This window comes from Aquabacterium sp. CECT 9606 (assembly GCF_918741295.1).
Lineage (GTDB): Bacteria > Pseudomonadota > Gammaproteobacteria > Burkholderiales > Burkholderiaceae_C > Aquabacterium.
This window is the reverse complement of the sequence record NZ_CAKKNB010000001.1, coordinates 1,324,413-1,340,978: the sequence shown is the minus strand read 5'-3', so window position 1 is coordinate 1,340,978 and position 16,566 is coordinate 1,324,413. Positions and strand designations below refer to the sequence as shown.

21 protein-coding genes are annotated in these 16,566 nt (G+C 66.7%); 3 read left to right on the top strand and 18 right to left on the bottom strand.

The features are described 5' to 3' along the window. Positions 1–10: 10 nt before the first annotated feature. From LQ232_RS06305 to LQ232_RS06265, 9 genes are all read right to left on the bottom strand, one after another. Positions 11–1,237, bottom strand: a complete 1,227-nt coding sequence (locus tag LQ232_RS06305) for a sulfite oxidase (protein WP_130966400.1) — start codon at positions 1,235–1,237, stop codon at positions 11–13. Then, a complete protein-coding gene (locus LQ232_RS06300) occupies positions 1,234–1,866 on the bottom strand; it encodes a hypothetical protein (RefSeq protein WP_004306457.1) in 633 nt (210 codons plus the stop codon). The genes LQ232_RS06305 and LQ232_RS06300 overlap by 4 nt, the downstream gene beginning before the upstream one ends. Next, positions 1,863–2,396, bottom strand: coding sequence for an RNA polymerase sigma factor (locus LQ232_RS06295; RefSeq protein ID WP_165456618.1), 534 nt, complete (start codon positions 2,394–2,396; stop codon positions 1,863–1,865). Before LQ232_RS06295 ends, LQ232_RS06300 begins: the two co-directional genes overlap by 4 nt. A 70-nt stretch (positions 2,397–2,466) precedes the next feature. Further along, positions 2,467–2,829 (bottom strand): DUF305 domain-containing protein, encoded by a 363-nt coding sequence (locus tag LQ232_RS06290; protein ID WP_004306461.1) that lies wholly within the window; start codon positions 2,827–2,829, stop codon positions 2,467–2,469. Beyond that, complete coding sequence (locus tag LQ232_RS06285) at positions 2,826–4,151, bottom strand: YncE family protein (RefSeq protein WP_256450032.1); 1,326 nt, start codon at positions 4,149–4,151, stop codon at positions 2,826–2,828. The genes LQ232_RS06290 and LQ232_RS06285 overlap by 4 nt, the downstream gene beginning before the upstream one ends. Positions 4,152–4,381: 230 nt before the next feature. Then, entirely contained in the window at positions 4,382–5,308 is a 927-nt protein-coding gene (locus LQ232_RS06280) for an anti-sigma factor (RefSeq protein WP_230179415.1), read from the bottom strand. A 19-nt stretch (positions 5,309–5,327) separates the two neighbouring features. Continuing rightward, positions 5,328–5,831: an RNA polymerase sigma factor gene (locus LQ232_RS06275; protein ID WP_054018143.1), complete on the bottom strand. Its 504-nt coding sequence runs from the start codon at positions 5,829–5,831 to the stop codon at positions 5,328–5,330. 46 nt (positions 5,832–5,877) lie between these two features. After that, complete coding sequence (locus tag LQ232_RS06270; RefSeq protein ID WP_054018144.1) at positions 5,878–6,240, bottom strand: hypothetical protein; 363 nt, start codon at positions 6,238–6,240, stop codon at positions 5,878–5,880. A 69-nt stretch (positions 6,241–6,309) separates the two neighbouring features. Further along, complete coding sequence (locus tag LQ232_RS06265) at positions 6,310–6,741, bottom strand: nuclear transport factor 2 family protein (RefSeq protein ID WP_130966404.1); 432 nt, start codon at positions 6,739–6,741, stop codon at positions 6,310–6,312. A 180-nt stretch (positions 6,742–6,921) separates the two neighbouring features. Between LQ232_RS06265 and LQ232_RS06260 the strand changes: the two genes are divergently transcribed. Beyond that, positions 6,922–7,371: a hypothetical protein gene (locus LQ232_RS06260; RefSeq protein ID WP_031943573.1), complete on the top strand. Its 450-nt coding sequence runs from the start codon at positions 6,922–6,924 to the stop codon at positions 7,369–7,371. On the opposite strand, the gene LQ232_RS06255 is transcribed toward LQ232_RS06260, so the two are convergent. The 4 genes from LQ232_RS06255 to LQ232_RS06240 all read right to left on the bottom strand — a co-directional run bounded on the left by LQ232_RS06255 (position 7,353) and on the right by LQ232_RS06240 (position 10,964). Continuing rightward, entirely contained in the window at positions 7,353–8,324 is a 972-nt protein-coding gene (locus LQ232_RS06255; protein WP_230179414.1) for an MBL fold metallo-hydrolase, read from the bottom strand. The genes LQ232_RS06260 and LQ232_RS06255 overlap by 19 nt on opposite strands. Positions 8,325–8,424: 100 nt before the next feature. Further along, a complete protein-coding gene (locus tag LQ232_RS06250) occupies positions 8,425–9,468 on the bottom strand; it encodes a beta-propeller fold lactonase family protein (RefSeq protein ID WP_031943571.1) in 1,044 nt (347 codons plus the stop codon). 99 nt (positions 9,469–9,567) lie between these two features. Then, positions 9,568–10,698: a YeiH family protein gene (locus LQ232_RS06245; RefSeq protein ID WP_230179413.1), complete on the bottom strand. Its 1,131-nt coding sequence runs from the start codon at positions 10,696–10,698 to the stop codon at positions 9,568–9,570. After that, entirely contained in the window at positions 10,698–10,964 is a 267-nt protein-coding gene (locus tag LQ232_RS06240; RefSeq protein WP_031943569.1) for a hypothetical protein, read from the bottom strand. Before LQ232_RS06240 ends, LQ232_RS06245 begins: the two co-directional genes overlap by 1 nt. A 145-nt stretch (positions 10,965–11,109) precedes the next feature. Here LQ232_RS06240 and LQ232_RS06235 point away from each other — a divergent pair, with 145 nt between their 5' ends. After that, positions 11,110–12,042, top strand: a complete 933-nt coding sequence (locus LQ232_RS06235; RefSeq protein ID WP_130966406.1) for a LysR family transcriptional regulator — start codon at positions 11,110–11,112, stop codon at positions 12,040–12,042. Between the two features lie 373 nt (positions 12,043–12,415). Here the strand turns inward: LQ232_RS06235 and LQ232_RS06230 are convergent, their stop codons facing one another. The 5 genes from LQ232_RS06230 to LQ232_RS06210 form a co-directional block, all read right to left on the bottom strand. After that, the gene (locus tag LQ232_RS06230; RefSeq protein WP_230179412.1) at positions 12,416–13,678 is read right to left on the bottom strand and encodes a metallophosphatase family protein; all 1,263 of its coding nucleotides are present in this window, start codon (positions 13,676–13,678) and stop codon (positions 12,416–12,418) included. A gap of 12 nt (positions 13,679–13,690) precedes the next feature. Further along, positions 13,691–14,986: a hypothetical protein gene (locus LQ232_RS06225; RefSeq protein ID WP_230179411.1), complete on the bottom strand. Its 1,296-nt coding sequence runs from the start codon at positions 14,984–14,986 to the stop codon at positions 13,691–13,693. Between the two features lie 196 nt (positions 14,987–15,182). Then, positions 15,183–15,401, bottom strand: a complete 219-nt coding sequence (locus tag LQ232_RS06220; RefSeq protein WP_083506250.1) for a GDCCVxC domain-containing (seleno)protein — start codon at positions 15,399–15,401, stop codon at positions 15,183–15,185. Positions 15,402–15,408: 7 nt separating this feature from the next. Next, positions 15,409–15,684, bottom strand: coding sequence for a mercury resistance system periplasmic binding protein MerP (gene merP / locus LQ232_RS06215; protein ID WP_058089000.1), 276 nt, complete (start codon positions 15,682–15,684; stop codon positions 15,409–15,411). A 12-nt stretch (positions 15,685–15,696) separates the two neighbouring features. Beyond that, positions 15,697–16,044: a mercuric transporter MerT family protein gene (locus LQ232_RS06210; protein WP_058089001.1), complete on the bottom strand. Its 348-nt coding sequence runs from the start codon at positions 16,042–16,044 to the stop codon at positions 15,697–15,699. A 75-nt stretch (positions 16,045–16,119) separates the two neighbouring features. On the opposite strand from LQ232_RS06210, the gene merR reads away from it, so the two are divergent. Next, on the top strand, positions 16,120–16,518 hold the full coding sequence (gene merR, locus LQ232_RS06205) for an Hg(II)-responsive transcriptional regulator (protein ID WP_230179410.1): 399 nt from the start codon (positions 16,120–16,122) through the stop codon (positions 16,516–16,518). Positions 16,519–16,566: the final 48 nt, after the last annotated feature.

Below are 16,566 nucleotides of genomic sequence, written 5' to 3'. Positions count from 1 at the left end.
CTGCGCATGATCAGGCCACCGTCACTTTCACGGCGTGGTCGGCCCAGCTCGTGTTGTTGTAGCCGCCGGCGTTTTCCATGCGCTGCTCGGGTTGCACGTTGCCTGCCGTGTCGGTGGCGCGGCTGGCCAGCGTGTGGCTGCCGGCCGGCAGCCTGGCCGGCAGCACGAACTGGCGCCAGGCATAGCGGCCGAGGTCGGGCCCGGTGAGCCGCGCGTCGCTCCAGGTCTTGCCGCCGTCCAGCGACACCTCGACGCGCTTGATGCCGTTCATCCCGCCGAAGGCCACGCCCTGCACTTGCACCAGGCCGGCCCTCACGCCAGCTGCGTCGGGCGCGGGCGAGTTGATCCACGACTTGACCGTCATCTCTTGCACCGACGGCTGGCTCGGGTCGCCTTTGCCGCCCGGCGGCGAGATGCGGTACCCGTGCGACATGATCTTCGCGTCCGTCTCCTTGGCCGTGAAGGCCAAGCGCTTGATGTACTTGATGTTGTTCACGCCGGTGTAGCCGGGCACGATCAGGCGCAGCGGGCCGCCGTGGGCCAGCGAGATCGGCACGCCGTTCATCTCCCAGGCCAGCAGCGCGTCAGCCATCGCGGCGGCCGGCACCGAGCGCTCGACGATGATGCTCAGCGGGTCCAGGCCTTCGGGCAGCTTCTCGCCGCCGGTGCCGGTCAGGTAACCGGCGCCCGGCACGACGCCGCCCAGCGCTTCGGCCACCACGCGCACCGGAACGCCGGTCCACATCACGCAACCCGCCGCGCCCACCTGCCAGGGTGTGCCACTGGGCTTGCTGGGGAAGTAGCCGCGACCATTGCCCGAGCACTGCAGCACCATCGCGGTGGTCTCCACGCCCATCGTCTTCAGCTCGCGCAGCGTCAGCTTGCGCGGGGCCTTCACGCCTTCGATGGCCACTTCCCACGCGTCGCGGTCGGCCACGATGGAGGCGTCGGGCGCCGGCAGGTTGTTGCGGATGTAGAGCTGCTCGGCCGGCGTGATGACGCCACTGCCGAAGGCCGCGCGCTTGGTCTCGATGGTGGTGCTGCTGTGCACGATGACGCTGGCCGGGTCTTTCCAGTTCACGTAGGCGGGCAGCGGCTTGGGCGTGGCGCTGGCCACTGGGGTTTCGCCAGCCGCGGCGGCACCGCGCGTGAAAGTGGCCAGGCCGGCCGCGGCCAGGGCGCTGGCGCTGCCGGCCAGCATCTGGCGCCGCGGCAGCGAGTTCAAGGTCTTGTTCATCGGGTCTCCTTGGGGGTCGGTGTGGAATTCGGTGGGGACATGTCGGTGGCTGGACCGAACTGGCTTTGCGCCACGGCCAGGGCCTGCTTCTTCTGCGCCACCAGCACCAGCGGCTTGCCGTCGCGCGAGGTGATGACTTTCCAGTGCACGTTGCCCCACCAGCCGCTGCCCTCCGTCAGCGCCACCGCCTTGTCGAAGGCGAACACGGTGACCATGCCGCCCTTCTCGAAGAAGGTGGTGAGGTGGTAGACGAGGTGGCCGTCGATGTCGCAAGGCCGCATCAGCTGCGGGAAGCCGGGCACAACCTGTTGGCCGGCCAGCCCCAGGTGCTGCAGCAAGGGCGCGCTGGCCATGAAGGTGCCGCGCAGCGTGCGCTCGAAGTATTCGTGTTCGATGGCGCCGCGCACGAGTTCTGGCGGGCGCATGGCCAGCACGGCGCCGGTGCCGCTGCCTGCCAGCAGCAGGCCCAGCACGGCGCGCTGGAAGCTGCGCCGCGCCATTAGCGGCTGCGCCTTGCGGTACAAGTGCGGCGGGGCGTCGATGGGCTCGAAGGCCAGCGCCAGTTCGGCGCGCGTGCGCAAGTCGAACGCGCTGTCGGGCAACTCGGGCGGCCGGAGTTCGCGCTTCATGACGGGGTCTTCCGCAAGGGCGTGACCTGGGCGCCGCCGGGTGCCCGCACTGGCACGCCCATCACCTGCTTCAGCGCGTCGCGCGCGCGAGCCAGGCGCGACAGCACGGTGCCGGGCGCAATCTCCAGCGCCTCGGCCATCTGCGCGGTGGGCATGTCGTCGAAATAGAACAGCACCAGCACCTCGCGGTGGATGGGCGCCAGCCGCGCGAGCGCCTTGACCACGTCCAGCTTGTCGTCCAGCCCGGCGTCGGGGGCGGCCTGCTCGGGCTGCTCGTCGTCGTCCAGCGACTGCATGCCCGGCGCGGCCTGGCGGAAGGCGGCGCGCCGCATGATCTGGAACAGCCAGGCCCGCGCCAAGGCCGCATCGCGCAACTGCTCGCGGTGCTTCCAGGCGTTGGCAAAACAGTCCTGCACCACGTCTTCGGCGATGTCACGCGAGCCCGTCAGCGCCCAGGCGCTGCGCAGCAGGAAGCGGTAATGGTCCCGCACCCATTGGTTGTAGCGGGACTCGGCAGACTGGAACAGCATGGTGATCAAGAGCGGACAGCGCTGCGGTTCATTCCATCGCCATCGTCAGTGCTTACCCTCAGGCTGGGCATCACGGCCCGCGCGTGCCACCCAGCGATGGAAATTCGGCTGCCGAACCCGCGCTAGAGCGCTGCTGCAAGGCCGCCAGCCGCCGCGTCATGCTCTCGATCTCGATGGTCTGGCCGGCGATGATCTCCTCCGCCAGTTGCCGCGTGGCCGGGTCGCGGCCGTGCTGCAGCACCAGCCGCGCCATGTCGACGGCGCCGGCGTGGTGCGGAATCATCATCGCCAGGAAGTCGATGTCGGCCTGGCCCACGAAGCCCGGGCCGTGCATGTCTTGCATCATGCGGGCCATCGAAGCGTCCATCTCGCGCTCGAAGGCACTGACTCCATGTTGGGCGTGTCCGCCCCTCATGCCCTTCATGCCCTTCATGCAGTCTGCCCCTTGGCACCCACGCGCACGTAGACCAGGTTGATGCTCTTCTTGTTGCGCAGCGCTCCGGAAGGCAGGGTCAGGTTGCCCAGCGGAATCTGCGCGATGAAGACCGGCTTCAGCGGGTCGCTGACGTCGAAGGCGCTGCACACCGTCTGGCCGGCGTTGGGCGTGCCGGGCAGTTCGTCCTGCTCGTGCGCCACGTAGAGCAGCGTGTTCTCGGGGTTGGTCCACAGCCCGTGCGATTCGCGGCCGTGGCTGAAGAAGGTGCCGACCACCTTGCGCTGGCCGCTGGCTGCGCTGCGGTCGATGATGGCGATGGGGCTGGAGGCGACGCCGCCGGGGCCCCCGTCGTCGATGCGCGCCAGGCTGGCATAGACCACGCTGCCGCGCGCGTTGCTGACGAACTCGACGTGGTTGGGCCGCGCGCCCATGCCCAGCGGCACGCTGTCAATGAGGTCGAAACCGCCCCGCGTCGAGCGAGAAGACAGCGCATCGGCCAGCTTGTGCGAGAACCACACCTCGGCGCCGTCGGGCGTGGTCTTCATGAAGGGCGTGAAGCCGGGCTTGTCCTGCGCACTGATGTCCAGTGTCGTCACGCGCTGCGGCTGGCTGTGGCCATCGGCGCCCGGGTTGACACGGAACACGTCGACCTGCGACACCTTCTGGCTGGCCACGAAGGCCAGCGTGCCTTCGCGGTTGAACCATACCTGGGCCGGGCCGTTGATCGTCGGCAGGAACTGGCGGATGGCCGTCGAACCTGTGTTGTCGGTGCCCTTCAACTGACGCAGGGCGAGTTCGACGTTGACGATGGCGATGCGGTCTTCCCCGCGCAGCGTCACCCAAAGCTCCTTGCCGTTGCGCGTGAAGGTGGGCTCGTGCGGTTCGCGGCCCAGCAGCAGCCCGCTGCTCAGGCGTTCGGGGTTGGTCGTCATGCCAGCGGCCGGGTTGGGCGTGTTGCCGATGACGCGGCGCTGCTCGGCGTCGACGAGGTAGATGTTGCTCGAGCCGCGCCCGCTGGTGGCCAGCAGCCGGCCGTCGGGCGACGGCACCGCGCCGTGGGCGTCGATGCAGCCGTGGTACAGCGGCTTGTGGATCATCGCCGCGTGCGTCGGCGCCACGCCGGCGGTGACATAGCGGAAGGGCGGCCGCGGGTCTTCGTCGAAGCTGGTCAGGTTGATGGTGCTCTCGACGGTGTTGGTCCTGGGGTCGATCACGACCAGCGTGTTGGAGTCTTCGTTGGTGATGAAGACGCGGTCGCGCGGGTCGATGCCGGTGGCGGCGGCGGCGCTGGACGGCGCCTGGGCTTGCGCTGCGGGCAGCGCGCTGGCGGCTGCGGCGGCCAGCGAGTATTTGAGGATGTCGCGACGTTGTGTGCTTATGGGTGCTTTCTGTGTTCAGTGCAAAGGTGGACGGCAGTGTGTGACGCGTGACCTCGCACCCAACGACGGGCGGCGGCGGTGCGTCAGGCGCTCGCAGCCAAGAGCGCACTGCAGGGCGTTTCATTCCATGGCGGTGCAAACCACCTGCGCCGCGGGACTTGCTGTTGCCTTTAGCGCGGGGTGCCCAGCTGTTGGTAGACCTCGGTCGACACCCGCGCCAGCACGCTGCGGTCGACGTCTGACGACAAGGCGTAGCCGAAGGGTCCGTCGACCCAATAGAACACGTTGACGGCGCCTTCCTGCGCGAAGCGGAAGGCGGTGTCAGCGTTCTTCGCACCCGGTTTCGCATCCGGTTTCGCGGCCCCGCCCGAGCCCGCGGCGCTGCCCACGTCAGCGACGTCATTGGACACGTACAGCGTCAGCTTGCTGCCCTGCTCGTTGCGGTACATGAACTGAGCCACCGGCCCCTGGCCACCTGGCAGCAGGCGCCCGCCTTCCAGCGTGTAGCCCTGCGCCTGCAGGTGCGGCGGTTTCATCGGCGCGCCCATGCGCTTGGACAGCCAGGCCACGAGCTGGTCTTCGTGCGCGGCGTCCACTTCCACGGGCCGGCGCACATCGGGGCTGTAGACCGCATGCGCCACGGCGGCGCGCTGCGCGAAGCCGCTGGCAGACACCAAGGTCAACCCACCCGGGGCCGGTTTCACGGCCGCCATGCGGGCCGCATCGTCACCGCCAACACCCGCGCGGGCGCCAGCCCCGGCGCCGCGCAGCCCCCAGCCCGTGGCGCCGCTGATCACGGCGATGGCGAGCCCGGCAGCCAGGCGCTGCAGGTACCAGGGCGTCGGCGACACGGTGCGTGGGCCCGCCGACTTGAGCAGGCGCTGCGGCGGCTGCTCGTCCAGCACCGGGTCGAACAAGGCGTGCAGTTCTCGCTTCTGCGCGCGGTAGGTCTCGACGCGCTGCGCGTCGTCGGGACGCGCGGCCAGGAAAGCAGCGATCGCGGTCTGGCGCTCTGCGGGCAGGTGGCCATCGACGAACGCATGCAGGTCGGCCTCGGTGACCGGGGGGGTGGGCGGTGGGGGGCGATCGGTGCTCATGGGGTGCTTCGTTGTGCTGTCATTTGACGACCTTCAGCCGCACGGGCTCGGCACGGCCTTCCATCAGGCCGCGCAGACGCTCGCGGCCGCGCGACAAGCGCGACATCACCGTGCCGATAGGAATGCCCAGGGCCTGCGCCACGTCGGCGTAGGCCATGTCTTCCAGCGCCACCAGCAGCAGCACTTCCTTCTGCTCGACGGGCAGCAGGTCCAGCGCGGCCTGCAGGTCCAGCACCGCCAGCCTGTCACCTTGCGTCGGCGCCACCGGCACCTCGGGGGTGTCGTCGTCCATGGTCACGGTGTGCAGCCTGGGCCGGCGCACGCCATCGGCGTGCAGGTTGTGCATGATGCTGAAGAGCCAGGCGCGCATATCGGCCACGCCGCCCCACAGGCCCGACTTGGCCCAGGCCCGCTCCAGCGTGTCCTGCACCAGGTCGTCGGCATCTTCATGGTTGTTCACCAGCGCCCGGGAATAGCGGCGCAGGCGCGGCACCCAGCTCAGCAGGTTGGAGTCGTCTTGCATCGGCGGCTCGCGGCGTGCGGGGCTGGGTGTGGATCGTCGACAGAGGTCATTCCTTGATTATGTGCCAGACGTCTTTGAAGTTGTCGCCAGCGCGGTCGCCGGGCTTCTGGTCGGCCTGGTAGGTGTAGACCGGCTTGCCCTTGTAGGCCCACTGGCGCGAGCCGTCGTCGCGAACGACGATCGTGTACGAACCGGCGGGCTGGTCGCTGGCGGCGGCCATCGCGGGCGGCCACAGCGTCGCGCAGGGGCCGTTGCAGGCGCTCTTGCCACTGCTGGCCATGTCCTTATCGAAGGTGTAGAGCGTCATGCCCTTGGCGTCGACGAGCACGCCGTTGGCGAGCTTGGCCGGCACGTCGGCCGCCATGGCGCTCGTCGGCGGCGCCGCGAAGGAAGCCGTGGCGATGAGCATCGCGGCCAAGGTGGGGAGATGTTTCATGGGGGCGTCCTGGGTAGAGTGCTGATGGGCTGAGCGGGTGGCTCAGTAAGCCGCAGCCACTGCCAGCTTGGGGTCGATCTGCCAGGTTTCGCTGACGATCTTGCCTTCGCGGTAGGTCAGCACGTAACGCACCTTGATGGGCATCTTGCCTTCGAAGACGACGTTGGCCGAGACGGTGGCGCCCTTGGGGTTGGCCGACTCTTCGATTGAGCCGATGGTGAGTTTCAGCGGGCCGACGGCCTTGCCGAACTTTTCCCAGGTGCCGCGGATGGCGTCGGTGGTGGCGTAGGTGCCGTCCAGCGGGCCGCCGACCCAGTTCAGCTGGGCCTGGTCGGCGTAGCCGCGCATCACGATCTGCGTGTCGCCCGAAGCGATGGCCTGGAAGTGCGTGCGGGCGTCGTCGGAAGGGGCGGCGAAGGCGCTGCCGGCGGCAAGGGTCAGGGCGGTAGCGGCGAAGGTGAATGTCTTGAACATGGAGGGCTCCGTTGAAGGCTTGATGTGAAGTGAGGGTGGTCGGTGGTGGATGAAGGGTCCATGAGGTCCCGACACAAGGGCAGACGGCGCCGGCAGGCGGTCTATTCCGGCCCACGCAAAAACTTTTTCTGTCACGCCATCGGCAGTTGACCCGCCCGACACGCTCCACCAATTGCTCCGATGAAGCGAACCCTGACCTTCCTGCTGCTGGCCAGCTTGTTCACCGCCGCGACCGGTGCGCTGGCGCAAGGCATCACCGACCCCATTGGCAACCTACTGCCCACGTACATCGGTCCGCAGAACGGCGACGTGGATGTGGCGAGCGCGTTCGCCGGCTACGACCCGGCCAGCGACACCTTCAGCTTCTCGGGCACCTTTGCCGACGCCCTCGGCACCACGGAGGGCGCCTTCTACTTGCGGGGCCTGGACCGCGGTGTCGGCACCGAAGGTTTCGTGAGCGGCAGCCCATCGGTCGGCCAGCGCATGAAGTTCGACGCCGCCGTGTTCCTGCGGCCCGACGGCATGGCTCGCGTGATCACCTTCGTGGGGTCGGTGGGCACGGGCGTCGAACTGGGGGCCGGTACCGGCACTATCGCCGGCGGCTGCGCGCCTCAGGGCGCCAGCCGCTGACCGTCTTGCGCAAACACCACCCCGCCGGCGTAGTGCGCGGCAATCGACGCCTTGACGGCATCACGCTGCGCGTCGAGCGCAGGTGACAGGTGGCTCAGCAGCAGCTGGCCGGCGCGCACCGCATCGGCCACTTCGCCGATGGCCTTGGGTGGCGTGTGCAAGGTGTACAGCACGTCGGGCGAGCCGGGTGGGTCGAGCACCACGCTGTTGAAGACCAGCAGGCTGGTGCCTTGGGCGATTCGCCGCAGACCCGCCAGCCAGCTGGCGTCGATGTCGCCGCTGAAGGTGATGCTCTTGCCGGCGTGGTCGATGCGGTAGACCACCGCCGGTGCGTCGCGGTGGTGGCCGGCCACGGAGCTGATGCGCAGGCCGCCCTCATCGAACACCGTGCGCACTTCGGGCAGGGCTGACGCCGTGGCGGGTGCGTCGATGTCGTTCACTTGAAAGCGCAGCGGCGCCGAGAAGTCCTTCAGGTAGCCGAAGGCGCCCTGCTTGCCGAACAAGAGGTCGATGAAGCGGCTGGTGGCCGGGAAGTCGGCATCGTCGGCATCGAGCGCACGCCGCCCTGCCGGCCCGAAGATCTTGAAATCGACCGGCCCGCGGTTGGACACCGCACGGGCCTTGAAGAGGCCTGGCAGTCCACCGGCATGGTCCACATGAAGGTGCGTCAGCAGCACGATGTCGGCCCGACCCAGCGCCAGCTTGGCTTCACCCAGGCGCACGAAAGATCCCGGGCCGGCGTCGACGAAAACACGCGCCACGCCATCCACCAACACCACGAAGGCCGAGCCCGCGCGGCCGGTGGCACCCGGGCCGCCCGAGCCCAGCACCACGAGTTCCAGCGCCGGCGGGGCGGCCGTCTGGGCCTGAGCTGCGAACGCGGCGGGCAGCGTGCACATGGCCAGACAAAGTGCCGCCAAGCGGCGCCGGCAGGGGTTGGCCAGAGTTTTCATTCGATCCTTTGTGCGGGCGGGGCGACAACGGGGCGAACCGGAAGCGGCAAGCCCCCGGCTCGGTCGTGCGGTGCGCCGGTTCTCTGACAGTTCCCGGTTTTCAGTACGCCGCCACCGCCTGCGCAGCGGCCACCGTGGCGACGATTCGCTGCCCGGCACGCTCGACCTTGGAGATGCTCAGGTCCTCGTTCAGCACGTAGGCCGTCTTGCCGTCGCGCGTGAACACGATGGCCTGGCGCGGCTGCTTGAAGCCGGCGATGGTGGCGACCACCTTCAACGTGGCCACGTCGATCACCGACACCGTGTTGTCGGCCAAGTTGCCCGAGTAGACGAAGCGGCCGTCGGGCGTGAGCGCGGCGCCGTAGGGGTCGCGGCCCACCGGCACGGTGCCGGTGACGCGGCGCGCGGCGATGTCCACCACCGCGATGTCGTTGCTGCCGCTGTTGGCCGCAAACAGGGTCTTGCCGTCGGCGGTGACGGAGATGGCGCGGATCTTGTTGAAGCCGGTGATCTCGCCCTCGATCTTGTCGGTCTGCGTGTCGACGATGGTCACCTTGTCGCCCAGGAAGTTGGTGACGTAGAGCTTCGCGCCGTCCGGGCTCAGGCGCACGCCCTGGCGCGGCTGCGCAAAGCCGGTGATCACCGCCTTGGCCTGCCCGCTGGCGGTGTCCAGTCGCGTCACCGTGCTGCTGGCCTGGTTGTTGACATACAGCGCGCTGCCGTCCTTGCTGAGCGCGGTGCCGAAGGCGCCGGGGCCGGCCGCCAGCGTCGACGCGGTGGCCAGCGGCTTGAGCGTGGTGGTGTCCAGGCGCGTCACCGTGCCCAGGCTGCTGTCGGAGACATAGAAGCTCTTGCCGTCGGGCGCGAACACGATGTTGCGCGGCGTGACGTAGCCGCGCAGCACACCGCGCACGGCACCGGTGGCCAGGTCGTAGACGATGACGTCCGGGCGCTCGCTGTAAGACACCACGGCGGTGGCCTCGTCGGGGCTCAGCGCCAGCGAGTTGTTGCGGATCTGGCCGTCGAAGGTGACGCGGGCCGGGGTGGCTTCGGCGCCGTTGGCGGCGTTGGCGGGCACGCTGGCGGCGACGAGGACGAAGGTGCTGCACCAGGCCAGCGCGGTGGTGCGGAAGAAGGTATTCATGGGATGTCTTTCGGAGAGTGTTGAGAAAAGAGGGAAAGGCTTGCTGTGGTGGACGAGGAGAGCCCGTGGTTTATTCCGTCGGGCCGTGAATTCGAGGCTTCAGCCGAGCAGGGCCGGTACCCAGCGGTTGATCAAGGCACCGCCGACGATGAGCCAGCCGAACAGGATCAGCGCCAGCAACAGCGGCTTGGCACCGGCCTTGCGGATGGCGCCGATGTGCGTGGACAGGCCGAGTGCGGCCATGGCCATGGCCAGCAGCGCGGTGTCGATCTCGGTGGTCACCGCCACCACCGAGGCCGGCAGCCACTGCAGCGAGTTGAACAACACCACCGCGACGAAGCCGAAGGCGAACCAGGGCACGGCGAGCTTGCCTGGGGCCTGGCCCGTGGCGGCGGAAGTGTGGGCGTGGCGTTTGTCGTCACGTGCCAGCCAGGCCGACAACATCACCAGGAACGGCGCCAGCATCATCACCCGCACCATCTTCGCGATGACGGCCGAGTTGGCCGCGTCCGGGCCCACCGAACGCGCCGCGGCCACCACCTGGGCTACCTCGTGGATGGTCGAGCCGGCGTAGATGCCGAAGCCGTTGGCGCCACCCGGAATCAGCGCCCAGTGCTGGTTCAGCTCGAACAGCGCCGGGTACAGAAAGATCGCCAGAGTGCCGAACACCACCACCGTGGCCACCGCCACCGTTACCTGCTCGGCGCGCGCCTTGACCACCGGTTCGGCAGCCATCACCGCGGCGGCGCCGCAGATGGAACTGCCGGCGCCGATCAGCATCGCCGTCTTGCGGTCCAGGCCCAACCAGCGCGTGCCGATGAAGCAGGCCAGCGCGAAGGTCGAGCCCAGCACCAGCGCGTCGATGGCGACGCCGGCGATGCCGACGTGGCCGATGTCCTGCACCGTCAGCCGCAGGCCGTACAGCACGACCCCCAGGCGCAGCAGGTTCTGCTTGGACACGTTGACGCCGGCACCGCTGGCCGCGGCCAGGCGCGGCACCAGCGGATAGACCGTGTTGCCCACCAGCATGCCCAACACGATGGCCAGCGTCAGCGCACTGAAGCCGTGGTCCTGCAGCCAGCCGATGTGGCCCAGCGCGATGCCGGTCGCGGCCAGGGCGCCGCTCAAGGCCAGGCCGGGCAGCAGGGCTGCCAACTGCAAGCGCAACCGCGCTGCCCGGTGGCCGGCTGACGGGCCAGGGCTGGCTTGTGAGGTCGACAGCGCGTGCATCACGCCAGCACCCAGATCAAGGCGATGCCGGCGCACAGCAGCACGGCCGCCATCGGCACTGCGACCGGCATCCAGCGCAGCACCTGCGGGTCGATGCTGCTGTCGGCGGCCAAGGTGGTCGAGACGGCATGGGCCACGTCGCGGGTCGGCCCCATGAAGCCCGCCACTGGCCGCCGGGCAGCAACCCATTGAAGGGCATGCAGCGCCTGTGGGGCCAGCGGGCCGGGTGCTGCGGGGCGTGGGGTTGTTCGTTCAAGGGTCAGCATGTCGGGCTCCAGATGCCGGTGGTGGCGCGGCGGGCCGCCGCCCCGTGATCGAGCGGCCAGGCAAATTTAGAGCTTGGCAATCAACCCGTCCAACGGGTTGTATGACTAAGATGTACCTGCGAAATCGATAACAAAGGCAATCACCGTGGACGTGCTTCGACTCACCCTGCGTCAGCTGCAGATTTTTGTCGCCGTGGCGCGCAGCGGCAGCACCACGGCGGCCAGCGCTGAGATAGCGCTGTCGCAATCGGCCACCAGTTCGGCCGTCAACGAGCTGGAACGCCTGCTGTCGCTGCGCCTGTTCGACCGCGCCGGCAAACGCCTGCTGTTGAACGACAACGGCCGCGCGCTGTTGCCGCGGGCTTTGGCTTTGCTCGACGGCGCCGCAGGCATCGAGCAGATGTCGCGCGACGGCAGCGCGCAGGCGCAGTCGCTGCGCATCGGCGCCAGCACGACGATTGGCAACTACGTGTTGCCCAAGCTGCTCGCTGGCTTCATGGGGGCACAGCAGCCCGGCAGCGCCGCCGCCTGGCGGTCGAAGGTCGTTATCGGGAACACCGCCGCCATCTGCGATGCCGTGACCGCTTTCGAACTCGACGTGGGGCTGATCGAGGGGCCCAGCCACCAGCCGGAGCTGGTGATCACCCCCTGGCTGCAAGACGAGATGGTGGTCGTGGCTGCGCCCGACAGTGCGCTGGCCCAGTCAAGCCGGGCGGGCGATCGCATTCCCCTGCGCACGCTGCGTGAGGCGGTCTGGCTGGTTCGCGAAACGGGCTCTGGCACGCGCGAGGCCACCGACCAGAGCTTGCTGCCCCACCTGCGTTCTTACCGGCGCAGCATCGAGCTAGGCAGTTCGGAGGCCATCCAGCGTGCCGCTCAGGAAGGGTTGGGGGTGGCTTGCCTGTCCGCCTGGGTAGTGAACGATGCGCTGGAGGCTGGACGTCTGTGCCGCGTCTCCACGACATTGCCGCGGCAGCTTCGGCAATGTCATCTGGTTGTGCATCGTGAGAAGCAGTCGACGCCCGCGTTGCTGGCGTTCATCGCCCAGGCAGATGCGACTGCTGGGGCTGCCCGCTAACGTCCCGGCCCCGCTTCGCATGTCGAAGGTTCAGCCCTCGGCGACACGCGATTACCCTTCAGCTAGGCGCCGACGCCCGCTCCGCCCACCTGCCCATTGATCGAAGCTTTGATGCAATGAGCTGGTCTGGGTAATCGACGTCCGCTTCCGGACGCACCACCCAACGGCTGCTTGTGGCCGAAAGCTAACGTCCGGTGTGGGCTGATCGGAGGACTGCGATCAGCCTTGGCCTGCCGCTCAGGTGCGTGGGCACAACGACTGCTCATGGCAGATCCGCGTTGGTCGATGGCACCCCTCATCCACCCTGCACGTGTATGACTGCGGAACGGTAGATCGACACAGCAGAACGTCATCGCTAGACACCATTCGCGGCTCATACGCCCTTGATGCCACCATCACCGCAACTTAGGCATTTCGCTTCCAAAATTCTGCCAGCGATTTCATCGGGCTGTGAACACACCAATTCACCAAGGCATCTCAGCAGCCCCGCATGCTGAACACCCGTTGCCTGCGCCCAAGCCGTGACTTTCTGTTCCAAACTGTCCAACTGCGAAATGCCCGCCGCTCTGGTCCGCACAACCGGCACGATGCGCCCTTCTAACTTGACTTCAGCTGCCGCACCCAACGCCTCCTGAATGGCCTGGCGATTGACCTCATGGCGATCTTCGTCCGCCACCGTCCACCGGACACGCACGAACGCCCCGGCAACGTCCTGTTGCGCCACCGCATCCCGCAAGGTGTCGAGGTCTGGCTTGCCGTCAAACACAATGTCAACCGTTCGCCGAGCAGGTGTCGGCTGCAGCGTGCAGACCGCTGACGAGGTATCCACCTCCCACAGCAGCCAGCCCTTGTCGCCATCCTCCCCATAGTGGAAGCGCCCGATGGAGCCCGCATAGGCGATGCGCTGCTGCCCATGCCGCGCCTCACAGTCCCATGCCTGATGTCGGTGGATGTGCCCCAGCATGAAAGCCTGGGCCTCGGCAGCAAACAATGCGCCCGTGGTGAACTCGTGGTCGAATCCGGCCATGGGAACGCCGTGCTCGCTCATGCAGCCAAAGACGGTGCCATGCGATACGCCGATGGACGGCACCGCCAAGGTCTGTGCGCGTCGGTTGCTCTCGGCAAACCCGGCCAGCAAGACGGCCAGGTGCTCGCCCACTGCCTCGGCAGCAGCCCCCGCCCCCACCGTCGCCGCCACAGCAGCCTTGTTGACCGTGGGCACGCAACTGAACAGGGCCATGAGCCCATCTGGCAGCACATCGAAACGCCAGCTTGAAGAAACCTGCCAGCAGCCGTTCGGCATGAGCGCCACTTGTCCAATCTGGTCGACCACATGGACAGGGTAACGCCCGCCCAAGGATTTGAAGATGGACAGGGTGCCCGGTGGCTCATGAGAGAACGTGCCTTGCAGCATCAGCACCGGACAATGGTCAGCCAGGCGACGCACCTGCGCCACCAGGCGTTCGGCAGCGGGCGAATGCAGGTCCAGGGCGTGATCGGTTGAATCCCCAGACAGCACTGCAGCCTGCACACCTGAGGCCATGGCCATGTCGATGGCTGCCCCGAAACAGCGGTCGGCCTCGATCAGGTTCTTGGGGCCGTAGTGAAGGTCAGAAAAATGAGCAATGCGAACCATGCCGTATCTCCTTCATGTCACCCGGTGCAGTTCGCTCTCGATCTTGTCGAGGTAGCCCTGCGGGTCGTTGCGATAGCGATCCAGTTCATCCCAAGCACGGCGACGACCATGCGGGTTAAGCCGCCACCCTCGGCCCCACCGTCGGTCGGCGTAGGCCTGGTATTGGTCCGCAGCAATGCCATAGGCTTGGGCACGCGCCAGGAGGTGTTCCAAGGTGAGATCCCCGTCATGCACCGGGGCGTCCTTGGGTGCCTCAGCGATCACCGACGCCACAACGGCATCCACATCGGCATCCACATCGGCACCAGCACCCTCCCACGTTGGGGCCCCATCCAGGACCTGAGTGGCCAGTTGCGCTTGAACAATGGCCGTGTCTTCGTCCTCCCTGTCACGCAACAAGGCGGTCACATCCACAGGCGCTTCCAATTCGATGATCCATTGCGGCACACGGGTGGGCAGGCCCGTCTCGTCGATGTGGGCAACCTCCATCAAGCGCTTGGTCAGGTAAAACGGGGTGCGTTGCCGATCCAGAAAGCCAGAGATACGACCGCCACGCAGAAAGCCGATGGTTTCGAACTTCTGGATGGCCGCGTTCATCGCGTAGAAGCTGTTTGTAGGCAACTCGAACGCACTGATGGAGCGGATACCCGGGATGAAGAACAGGAACCGCCCGGTCAGGTTGCAGCGCCGCTGCTGGTAGTCAGCGCAGGACTCGGGCTCGCAAATGCCGCCGTTGTCTTCGCGCAGAACCGTCTTGCGCCCACCGAAGATGCGGATAGAGCGCCGGCCCGTGTTGTCCATGGGCACAGGTGCATGGCACATGCAGTGGCGCACACGGCCATCAGCCGAATACTGCGACCAGTAGCGCTTGTCCTGCGCCCCCCAGGCCGCGAGTTCATGCGGCATCACGGTCTGCCACTGGTCAGCCGGAAAGACGATGGGGAAGCGATAGAGGTGAAGGCCTTCACCACGGTCCTCGCCATAGGCTTGCAGGATCTGCTTCGGTGTCTCGGGATTGGGGAAGTCTTGTGCCCGCACGGTAAACCAGGGCACGTTGCGCGGGATCAGCGGTGACTTGAGTTGCGGCATCGCACCCACGATGGCGCGTTCGATCTGATCGAAGGACTGGCCGGCTTCAACGCCCTCGTCGTAGAGGCGTTGAGCCTGGGGTTGCTCCGCCGCCTTGCGGGTGAGCACCTTGATGCCTGCGCGGATCTTGCCGCCTGTGGGGATGCGGGCGGGGCCTTGCCTGAGCAGAGTCGGCAGTGCTGCCGAACCGCCCTGGACCGTGACAGTGGTTTTGACCATGGTGGCGCTCCTTCATGAACATTCGATGGTTCATGCTCTCGCGACTTCATGCGACGTCAAGCCTAAAAACCTACGGCGAGGTCCCGTCTAGATCTAGTGCGGCACGGTGACAAGGTGGTGTTCTATGCAATCAGCGAGAACCGCAAGCTGACGGTGAAGTATGTTCAGCCTGTGAAACAGGCATGCAGCGCGGCTCTTATCTGCCTGCGCAACAACCACGTTGTTGTTGAATAGGCGGGCATGGCACCGATCCGAATGAACAGAACACACAGCAATCCCCCGGCTTTGGGTGCAGCAGCGTATGGCAGGCCGTGCACTCGTAGTAGAACTGGCAGGCGTCGGTGGGCATGGTTTCCTGTTGTGCGTGGCCGCACTGTGGACAGGTCAGCACGGATTCAAGGATGACGGCGCTCATCGTGGCGTCACTTCTGCAAGGCAGACGGATAGCCAGCGTTCGTCGTGGCTGTGGTCAACGCGTCCGGCTTGGCCTTGTCGGCGTCATAGGTGACGATGGCTGTCTTGTTGTCGAAATCGATTTTGACCGCACTCACGCCCGGCACCTTTTCCAGCGACTTCTTGACCGTGATCGGGCACAGCTCGCAGGTCAAGTTCTGCACGGCCAGTGTGACGGTTTTCGGGGTGGTTGCCAACACGGCAAGTGGCGCGCTAGCCAGCAGAGCAATGATCAGTTTTTGCATGGAAGTCTCCTTTCAGTAGAACAGTGAGGCGAAACACGGCACGGCCAGCAGGCCTAGCAGCAGCAGCGTGACGACCCAAAACATCAGGCGCTGTCTTTGGCGTGCGCGTGGATCAGCGCACGGCGTCCCGGGCGTGCAGACCTGGGGCGCCACGTAGAGCTTGCGAAAAGCCAGTCCAAGGAAGAGCAGCGTCAGGCCGATGAAAACAGGGCGGTACGGCTCCATCGCGGTCAGGCTGCCAACCCATGACCCACCGATGCCCAGTGCCAGCAGAACAAGGGGTCCTACACAGCACACCGATGCCCCGATGGCGGCCAGCGCACCTGCGATCAACGAACCTTTTTCAGTGAGTCGTGCCATGTCGTTTTTCTAGAACTTGTTTGTCCAAGTGTTACTCTAAATCCCGTACTTAGGTACAGAGTCAAGGGGAATGTGATGGCAACAGAACTGACCATCGGCAAGCTGGCCGACGCTGCCGGAGTGAGCATCGAGACGATTCGCTACTACCAGCGGCGCGGCCTGCTGAATGAGCCACCCAAGCCACTGGGAGGGCATCGGCGCTATGCTCCCTCGCAAGCCAAACGCCTGCGATTCATCAAGCGGGCGCAGGCACTGGGTTTCACGCTGGAAGAGATCGGTGCATTGCTGACCCTTGATGCCGCGTGTGCCTGCGGTGAGACTCGGGCTCTTGCTGTGCGCAAGCTGGGACTGATCAAGCAGAAGATGGCTGACTTGGCGGCCATGCGACAGGCACTGGGCGACTTGGTCCAGCAGTGTGACGATGGCAACGGTGAGGCCAGCTGCCCCATCATCGATGTACTGGCATGTGATTGATGTCATCGCGTCGTTGTCAAGCCAACCCCGAAAAGCCAATTTGACAAA

Coding starts and splice junctions, on each gene's coding strand:
- LQ232_RS06305 (WP_130966400.1), bottom strand. CDS start 1,237: ATGAACAAGACCTTGAACTCGCTGCCGCGGCGCCAGATGCTGGCCGGC.
- LQ232_RS06300 (WP_004306457.1), bottom strand. CDS start 1,866: ATGAAGCGCGAACTCCGGCCGCCCGAGTTGCCCGACAGCGCGTTCGAC.
- LQ232_RS06295 (WP_165456618.1), bottom strand. CDS start 2,396: ATGCTGTTCCAGTCTGCCGAGTCCCGCTACAACCAATGGGTGCGGGAC.
- LQ232_RS06290 (WP_004306461.1), bottom strand. CDS start 2,829: ATGAAGGGCATGAAGGGCATGAGGGGCGGACACGCCCAACATGGAGTC.
- LQ232_RS06280 (WP_230179415.1), bottom strand. CDS start 5,308: ATGAGCACCGATCGCCCCCCACCGCCCACCCCCCCGGTCACCGAGGCC.
- LQ232_RS06275 (WP_054018143.1), bottom strand. CDS start 5,831: ATGCAAGACGACTCCAACCTGCTGAGCTGGGTGCCGCGCCTGCGCCGC.
- LQ232_RS06270 (WP_054018144.1), bottom strand. CDS start 6,240: ATGCTCATCGCCACGGCTTCCTTCGCGGCGCCGCCGACGAGCGCCATG.
- LQ232_RS06265 (WP_130966404.1), bottom strand. CDS start 6,741: ATGTTCAAGACATTCACCTTCGCCGCTACCGCCCTGACCCTTGCCGCC.
- LQ232_RS06260 (WP_031943573.1), top strand. CDS start 6,922: ATGAAGCGAACCCTGACCTTCCTGCTGCTGGCCAGCTTGTTCACCGCC.
- LQ232_RS06255 (WP_230179414.1), bottom strand. CDS start 8,324: ATGAAAACTCTGGCCAACCCCTGCCGGCGCCGCTTGGCGGCACTTTGT.
- LQ232_RS06250 (WP_031943571.1), bottom strand. CDS start 9,468: ATGAATACCTTCTTCCGCACCACCGCGCTGGCCTGGTGCAGCACCTTC.
- LQ232_RS06245 (WP_230179413.1), bottom strand. CDS start 10,698: ATGCACGCGCTGTCGACCTCACAAGCCAGCCCTGGCCCGTCAGCCGGC.
- LQ232_RS06240 (WP_031943569.1), bottom strand. CDS start 10,964: ATGCTGACCCTTGAACGAACAACCCCACGCCCCGCAGCACCCGGCCCG.
- LQ232_RS06230 (WP_230179412.1), bottom strand. CDS start 13,678: ATGGTTCGCATTGCTCATTTTTCTGACCTTCACTACGGCCCCAAGAAC.
- LQ232_RS06225 (WP_230179411.1), bottom strand. CDS start 14,986: ATGGTCAAAACCACTGTCACGGTCCAGGGCGGTTCGGCAGCACTGCCG.
- LQ232_RS06220 (WP_083506250.1), bottom strand. CDS start 15,401: ATGAGCGCCGTCATCCTTGAATCCGTGCTGACCTGTCCACAGTGCGGC.
- merP (WP_058089000.1), bottom strand. CDS start 15,684: ATGCAAAAACTGATCATTGCTCTGCTGGCTAGCGCGCCACTTGCCGTG.
- LQ232_RS06210 (WP_058089001.1), bottom strand. CDS start 16,044: ATGGCACGACTCACTGAAAAAGGTTCGTTGATCGCAGGTGCGCTGGCC.
- merR (WP_230179410.1), top strand. CDS start 16,120: ATGGCAACAGAACTGACCATCGGCAAGCTGGCCGACGCTGCCGGAGTG.